8 protein-coding genes are annotated in these 7,292 nt (G+C 70.6%); 7 read left to right on the top strand and 1 reads right to left on the bottom strand.

Annotated elements, in window-relative coordinates:
* Positions 1-629 (bottom strand): MspA family porin (locus ACFXGJ_RS23565; RefSeq protein WP_378625652.1); only part of this gene is annotated, 629 nt, incomplete at its 3' end.
* A 315-nt stretch (positions 630-944) separates the two neighbouring features.
* Here ACFXGJ_RS23565 and ACFXGJ_RS23560 point away from each other — a divergent pair.
* The 7 genes from ACFXGJ_RS23560 to ACFXGJ_RS23530 form a co-directional block, all read left to right on the top strand.
* Entirely contained in the window at positions 945-1,649 is a 705-nt protein-coding gene (locus ACFXGJ_RS23560) for a FadR/GntR family transcriptional regulator (RefSeq protein ID WP_378625649.1), read from the top strand.
* Positions 1,650-1,787: 138 nt separating this feature from the next.
* Entirely contained in the window at positions 1,788-2,828 is a 1,041-nt protein-coding gene (locus tag ACFXGJ_RS23555; protein ID WP_378625646.1) for a hypothetical protein, read from the top strand.
* A gap of 93 nt (positions 2,829-2,921) precedes the next feature.
* On the top strand, positions 2,922-3,623 hold the full coding sequence (locus tag ACFXGJ_RS23550) for a hypothetical protein (RefSeq protein ID WP_378625643.1): 702 nt from the start codon (positions 2,922-2,924) through the stop codon (positions 3,621-3,623).
* Between the two features lie 133 nt (positions 3,624-3,756).
* Positions 3,757-4,350: a LemA family protein gene (locus tag ACFXGJ_RS23545; RefSeq protein WP_378625640.1), complete on the top strand. Its 594-nt coding sequence runs from the start codon at positions 3,757-3,759 to the stop codon at positions 4,348-4,350.
* A 71-nt stretch (positions 4,351-4,421) separates the two neighbouring features.
* A complete protein-coding gene (gene pyrE, locus ACFXGJ_RS23540) occupies positions 4,422-4,952 on the top strand; it encodes an orotate phosphoribosyltransferase (RefSeq protein WP_378625637.1) in 531 nt (176 codons plus the stop codon).
* An 83-nt stretch (positions 4,953-5,035) separates the two neighbouring features.
* The gene (galT, locus tag ACFXGJ_RS23535; RefSeq protein ID WP_378625634.1) at positions 5,036-6,154 is read left to right on the top strand and encodes a galactose-1-phosphate uridylyltransferase; all 1,119 of its coding nucleotides are present in this window, start codon (positions 5,036-5,038) and stop codon (positions 6,152-6,154) included.
* Positions 6,151-7,292, top strand: a 1,142-nt coding sequence (locus ACFXGJ_RS23530) for a galactokinase (RefSeq protein WP_378625631.1), incomplete at its 3' end; no start/stop codon positions are given. The genes galT and ACFXGJ_RS23530, both read left to right, overlap by 4 nt.

Here is a 7,292-nt window from a genome sequence, read left to right as displayed (position 1 = left end):
TAGTTGTCGCCGACGATCTCGACGACGGTGTAGGACCGCGCCTGGGCGTAGCCGCCGCAGTTCTGGATCTCGAGCTGGGTGTCCTGGTACTGGACGGCGTACTTGCCGTTCTTCTTGATGTCCTTGCCGGTGATGTTGACGAACTTGACCTGTCCGGCCGCGACCGGGACGGTCAGCGAGGCGTTCATCGACGGGCCGTTCAGATCGATGCCGCCGCCGATGGAGCCGCCGAGGCCGGTGATGTCGACCTGGCAGCCGACGATGTAGCCGGTGCTGATCCGCGAAACCCCGTGCGTGGACGAGTTGTTCGTGCCGGGGACGTTGGTCTGGCCGTTGAACGGACCCGCCTCGCCCTCCTTCGTGATGGACGAGACGTCGGCGGTGACGGTGCCCGACACCCACGCGGTGCGGCCTGCGCCGTTGGCGGCCAGCGAGGGCGAGATCAGGGCGCTCTCGCCGGTGCGCGCAACCACGACCCCGGGGGTGGCCTTGGATCCGTCCGGCAACGGCACGAAGGTGTCAGCACTCGCGGCGCCCGTCGACATCAGGCCGATCGTGACGGCGGCAGCTGCGCCGAGGCCTGCGATGCGGGCGCCACGGCGCAGGCCGGACGTGCGGTTCTCGCTCATTCGTTCCCCTCAGGAGGTGGTCTGGTGAAGTCGATCGCCGGCGCAGCGCACCGGCGGGCGGTCGAGATCGTGACCCCGAGCCTCTCGACGCAGCCCAGAAACTATCCGCATCATTCGACTGGATGCAATGCGCCACAGGCCCCGTCCGAAGTGACTCGCGTCACACTTGAGGCTCGAGGGTCCAGAAGGTCCTGTTCACGCCGATGATCTAACGAATTGACCGGTATCCTCCCTACTGCTCAGTAGGGTGTGCGGGGTGGCAATGCAGGGGGCAGCGCAATGGTGATCAGGTCGGATCGACCGCAGAAGACGGCAATGATCATTGCGCGGCGAATAATCGCGGACATCGACCAACAGGGCCTCGGGCCGGGTGATCACCTGCCCTCCGAGAAGGTGATGCTCGAGCAGTACCAAGTGGGACGTGGCACCCTGCGTGAGTCACTGCGATTCCTCGAGTTGTCCGGCGCCATCTCGCTCAAGCCGGGCCCGGGCGGTGGGCCGATCGTCGAGAAGCCCGAGGCTTCGCACCTGATGAACAGCCTCGGGCTGCTGCTGCAGTTCGAGGGCGCCCGGTTCGCCACCATCGTGGAGGCCCGAGTCGGGCTCGAGCCGGTGATGGCGCGGCTGGCGGCGGAACGGATCACCGACGAGCTGCGCGGGCGACTCGCGGCCGCGGTGGCCACGATGCGTGAGCACACCGCCGACCTCTCGGTGTTCCTCGAGGCGAACCGCGAGTTCCACAACACGATCGCGTGGGCGTCGGGCAACCCGCTGTTCGGCTTCCTGATCGACGCGATGGACGGGGTCTTCGCGGCCTCGTCGCTCGGCGTCGACTACCCGGTCCAGCAGCGGATCATGGTGCTCGAGGCGGACCAGGCGATCTTCGACGCCGTCATGGCGGGCGATCCGGCCGAGGCCGAGGCCGCCATGCGGATGCACGTCTCGGACTGGACGAGATACCTGCACGCGAAGTTCCCGGCCGCGCTCGCCAAGCCGATCACCTGGGACGGGATGCAGTAGCCGACTTCGATCGCCCTGTTCAGGCCAGTCTCAGGATTCGGCTCTACCCTGAAGGGTCGGTCCGAAGCCGCCGACTCGGCGCGTCGAGACCGGACAGGCGCGATGCGTCGAATCTGCACAGGAAAGCAGGCCCGAGACATGAGCAAGCCGGACGATCAGCGGACACCCGAGAACACCCCCGACGGCACCGAGGCGCTGCCCGTCGGACCCGACCCCACCGCCGGATGGGGCCCGAGCCCGGAGCAGCCCGAGAACCGGTCCCCGGACCAGCCGACCGAGCAGTTCCCCGGCCCGCAGTACACCTCGGATCCGCGGCAGGCCTACGGCGACGCGACGCAGGCCTTCCCGACGTATCCGGGGTACGACCAGAACCAGCCGCCGGCGAATGCGACGCAGGCGTACCCGACGTATCCGGGGTACGACCAGAACCAGCCGCCGGTGAATGCGACGCAGGCGTACCCGACGTATCCGGGGTACGACCAGAACCAGCCGCCGGCGAATGCGACGCAGGCGTACCCGGCGTATCCGGGGTACGACCAGAACCAGCCGCCGCCGAACGCGACGCAGGCCTACCCGACCTACCTCGACGGCAACCAGCCGCCGCCGATCGGTCCCGCGGCGGGTGGCACCGTTCCCCCGGGCGACGGCGAGAAGAAGGGACCCGGAAAGGTCGTTCTCGTCGCCGCCGTCACGGTGGCGGTGCTGCTGCTGGCCGCGGTCGTCGGGTTCGGGGCCCTGCTCGTCACCTCCGGGGGCTCCGACAACGCGACCGCCTCCGGCCCGGTCACCCGGTCGCAGGCGCCGGCCCCGACCCAGGCCCGACCCTCGACGCCGCCGCGCAGCACCCCGGCGCCCGGCACCACGCCGCCCGATCTCTCGAAGATTCCGGGCGGCCTCGGCGAGGCGATCGGCGCGGCCGGTGCGGCGGTCGGGACGGTCACGACGAACGACGGGACCACCCTGACCCTCGACGGCATCGGCGGTTCGGCGGTGACCGTCACCACCACACCGTCGACCCGGGTGATCTCGTTGAACGGCACCAGGGTCGCGGACCTCCGGGTCGGCGACACCGTGCTCGTGCAGGGCGACAAGACCTCGGACGGAGCGGTGGCGGCCCGGCTCATCGTGAACACCGCCATCCCCGACCTCGGGGACCTCGGCAGCGGCGGCGGCAACTGAGGCGTCGGCGATGACCGCAATTCCGGCGGAACTTTGGTCCGGGTGCGAGCCGAGTGCCACGAACGGGCCCGGCTGTCGATATTGTGACTGGCGATGACGCTTATCTGGTTCGGACTCTCCGCGATCGCGCTCGCCGGTGCGATCGTGCTGTTGTACGTCGATCGCAGCCGCCGCGAGCAATTCGGTCGGGTCCGGCAGATCTGGGCGAAGGCGCAGGGCTACACGTACAACGAGTCCGACGACCAGTTGCCGTCGCGGTGGCATCGGGCCGCGATGGCCCGCCAGGAGTACCTGGGAGCGATCGACGTCGTGCACGGTGTCCGGCGCGGTGAGAACTTCGTGCTGTTCGATCTGCCGGAGGCCGCGACGATCGTCGCCGTGCAGCGCGCCGTCGGGTCCGACGTGGACGTGGACCTTCGGCTGAAGTCGACGCCGCCGCCCAAGGACAACGACCTCAACCTGCTCGGCGCGATCGGGCCCCGGGTCGTGTTCTCCACGGATCTCGAGATCGCCCGCCGGGTCTGCGACCAGCGGATGGTGCATTTCACCGAGTCGGTTCCGCCGCAGGTCCAGATGCTCTGGAGTGAGGGTCCGTGGACGCTGGGGTCGTTGCCGGTCACCAGCAGCGGGCGGGACTGGGACGCGGCGATCGACGCGGTCGCCCGTCTGTCCGGGCTGTTGCACGTGCTGCCGCCGGTCTCCGAGCCCGGCGAATTGAGCGATGTCGGCCACGACCCGGGGCGGCCCTACCCGCACCCGCTCGACGTGCGTTCCGACAACGACATCTCGCGCTGACCCGCGCCCGTACCCCGCGCGTCCGACGCGGCTGGGTAAGACCCGTTTGTTCCCCTTGTCTGGATGACCTGACCGGTGTGCACGTACCCGGGGTGAGTGAGTAGATTCCACTCCTGTGACTCTTGTGGCGGTAGTGGCTGTTGTTGCTGTTGTCCTTTTTGCCCGGGTGTACGCGGTGGTCCGGAAGTTACGCCGAGCCGAGGCGAACCTCACGGCCAGCCGGCGCCTGCTCGAGGTGGAGCTGGGGCGACGCTACGACCAGGTGAACGACCTCGTCGTCGCGGCGCGCGGCGCGAACATGGACTCGGGCGTGCTGGCCCCGCTGGCGGGTGCCCGCTCGCTCGCGCTGGGGTTCCGGGAACAGGGCATGACCCTCGGCGACCAGGCCGGATCGGAGAACGCGCTCTCGGTCGCGCTGCACCGGGTGGTCCTGGAGTCGGGCAACGATCCGAAGGTCAGGAACGACTGGGCGATTCAGCGTCCGGTGCTCGACCTGCAGCGGACCGAGCAGCGGCTGGTCGGCGCCGCACGCGTCTACAACAACAGTGCGACCGCGATGAACTCGCTGGTGGGTGGGATCGGGACGGCCCCCATCGTGCGGATCTTCGGCGCTCGGAAGGCCCCGCTGTTCGAGGCCACGCTCGCCGAACTCCCGGTGGAGCTCCTCGCCGAACTCCGCGGCGGCGAACTGACCGGCGGCGAGGTCTCGGAGTCCGCGAGCGTCTGAGCCGCGTGCGTTCGGGTCGCGCGTGGCCGACTAGGCTCGACCTCGACATGGCAGGCGAAAGGGAGCGGTCGATGACGGAGAAGGCGGAGCTCGCGGAGCTCGTGCGCGAGCTGGCGGTAGTGCACGGGAAGGTCACCCTGTCGTCCGGCAAGGAAGCCGACTACTACGTGGACCTGCGTCGCGCCACGCTGCACCATCGCGCCGGCCCCCTGATCGGCAAGCTGCTGCGCGAGCTCGTCGCGGACTGGGACTTCGCCTCCGTCGGTGGGCTGACGATGGGTGCCGACCCGGTGGCGATGGCCGTCATGCACGCGGGCGGTCGCCCGATCGACGCGTTCGTGGTCCGCAAGGCGGCCAAGGCGCACGGCATGCAGCGGCAGATCGAGGGCCCCGACGTGGTCGGCAAGCGGGTGCTGGTCGTCGAGGACACGACGACCACCGGCAACTCCCCGCTGACCGCCGTTCGCGCGCTGCGTGAGGCGGGCGCGATCGTGGTCGGCGTCGCGACGGTGGTCGACCGTGCCACGGGCGCGGATCAGGTCATCGCCGCCGAGGGACTCGAGTACCGTTCCCTGCTCGGCCTCGGCGATCTCGGCCTGTAGATACGCCTACGGCGCAGTGGTGCGGTTGTGAAGTCTTGGGACTCCGTAACCGCACCACTGCGCCGTAGCGCATGATCTTGGGCATGACGATCCGGAGGACGGCGACGACGCTCGCCGACGGCCGCGAACTGCTGTACTTCGACGACACCGAGCCCTACCTCGGCGGCGGCGCAACGCGCGAACTGCACGACGGCCGAGACCTTTCCGCAGTCGCGGCCCTGTCGACCATGCGCTACGACGTGCTCTCCGGCGAGTGGGTGACGCTGGCCTCGCACCGCAACAGCCGCACCTTCCTGCCCGCGGCGCACGAGTGCCCGCTGTGTCCGACGCGACCGGGCCGGGCGGCCACCGAGATCCCAGCCGACGACTACGACGTCGCGGTGTTCGAGAACCGTTTCCCGTCGCTCGCACTGCAGGCGCCGGCACCCGAGTCGAGCCGTGTCGACGGCGAGGAGTTGTGGCCCCAACGGGCGGCCGCGGGGCGGTGCGAGGTCGTGTGCTTCACCAGCGAGCACGACCGCAGCTTCGCGCAGCTGCCCGTCTCCCGGGTGCGCACCGTGCTGGCCGCGCTGGTCGACCGGACCCGCGCGTTGTCCGCGCTGCCGGGCATCGAGCAGGTGTACTGCTTCGAGAACCGGGGCGAGGAGATCGGGGTCACCCTCGCGCACCCGCACGGCCAGATCTACGCGTACCCGATGCTGCCCGCGCACACCGAGGCGCTGCTGCGGCAGTCGGCCCGGCACCGCGCCGATACCGGGCGGTCGCTGCTGCGAGACGTCCTCGACGCCGAACGGCGTGCCGGCACAAGGATTGTCGCGACCGCGGAGCACTGGACTGCGTACGTCCCGGCGGCCGCGCGGTGGCCGGTGGAGGTGCACCTCGCGCCGCACCGGGACGTCGCGGACCTCGCCGAGCTGACCGGAGCGGAACTCGACGAGCTGGCGACGATGTACCTCGACGTCCTGGCGAGGCTGGACCGGTTCTTCGACGGCGTCGACAAGCTGCCCTACATCGCGGGCTGGCACCAGGCCCCGGTCGGGGAGGGGCGGGAGCTGGGAAGGCTGTACCTGCAGGTGTTCTCGCTCATGCGGGCACCGCACCGGATGAAGTTCCTGGCCGGGTCGGAGTCGGGGATGGGGGCGTGGATCAGCGACACCACGCCCGAGCGGATCGCTGCCAGGTTCCGGGAGGTCGCGCAGTGAGCTGGGTACCTCCGGTGGTCGACGCCGAGGCAGCCGCCGCCGCGACCGCCCTGCTGCGTGACGAGTTCGGCGGCGAATCGGAGGGGGTGTGGGCGGCGCCGGGACGGGTCAACCTGATCGGCGAGCACGTCGACTATGCGCGCGGGCTCTCGCTGCCGATCGCGTTGCCGCACAGCACGTTCGTCGCCGTGCGACGCCGCACGGACAAGGTGCTGCGGTGCGTGTCGAGTCTCGGTGGGCCGCCGTGGACGGGGCGGATCGACGACATCGGTCCGGGGAACCCGACGGGGTGGTCGTCGTACCTCGCCGGCGTCGTGTGGGCGATGCGCCGGAAAGGGCTGCTCGGCAGGGACTTCGGGGGCGCGGACGTGGCCGTCGCGTCGTGTGTGCCGGTCGGTGCCGGGTTGTCGAGTTCGGCCGCGCTCGAGTGCGCGCTCGCCCTGGCGTTGGCCGAGCTCGGGGGGCTGCCGACCGACGACGCGGGGCGTGCGGCGCTGGCGTCGTGCTGCGTGGCGGCGGAGAACGAGATCGCGCTCGCCCCGACCGGCGGTATGGACCAGGCGATCTCGCTGCGGGCGCGGGCAGGTCACGCGTTGCTGGTCGACTCGGCGGACGGGTCGACCGTCGCCGTCCCGTTCGACCCCGCCGCGACGGGATTGGCGCTGCTGGTGATCGACACCCAGGCGCCGCACCGGCTGGTCGACGGTCAGTACGCGCAGCGCCGCCGATCCGTGGAGGACGCGGCTGCAGCGCTCGGTGTCGGGTCGTTGCGTGAGGTGGACGACGTCGGGGGGCTGGGCGATCCGCTGCTGCGGCGGCGGGCGCGGCACGTGGTCACCGAGATCGGACGGGTGCGGGAGGTATTGGCGCTGCTCGCGTCCGGTCGCAACCGGGAGGTCGGGCCGGTGCTGACGGCGTCGCACGTCTCCCTGCGCGACGACTACGAGGTGTCGTGCCGGGAACTGGACTGCGCCGTCGACGCTGCGCTCGCGGCGGGAGCCCACGGGGCGCGGATGACGGGCGGCGGGTTCGGCGGCTCGGCGATCGCCCTGGTGGACGAGGCCGCCGTGGACCTCGTGGCGGCCGCGGTCCGGGAAGCGGCCGCCTCGGGCGGCCTGGCCGCTCCGCGCTTCCTGCG

This window comes from Rhodococcus sp. NPDC059234 (assembly GCF_042754225.1).
In the GTDB taxonomy this organism is placed as follows: Bacteria; Actinomycetota; Actinomycetes; order Mycobacteriales; family Mycobacteriaceae; genus Rhodococcus_G.
Note: the sequence above shows the minus strand (reverse complement) of the source record. Positions and strands in the feature narration are given on the sequence as shown.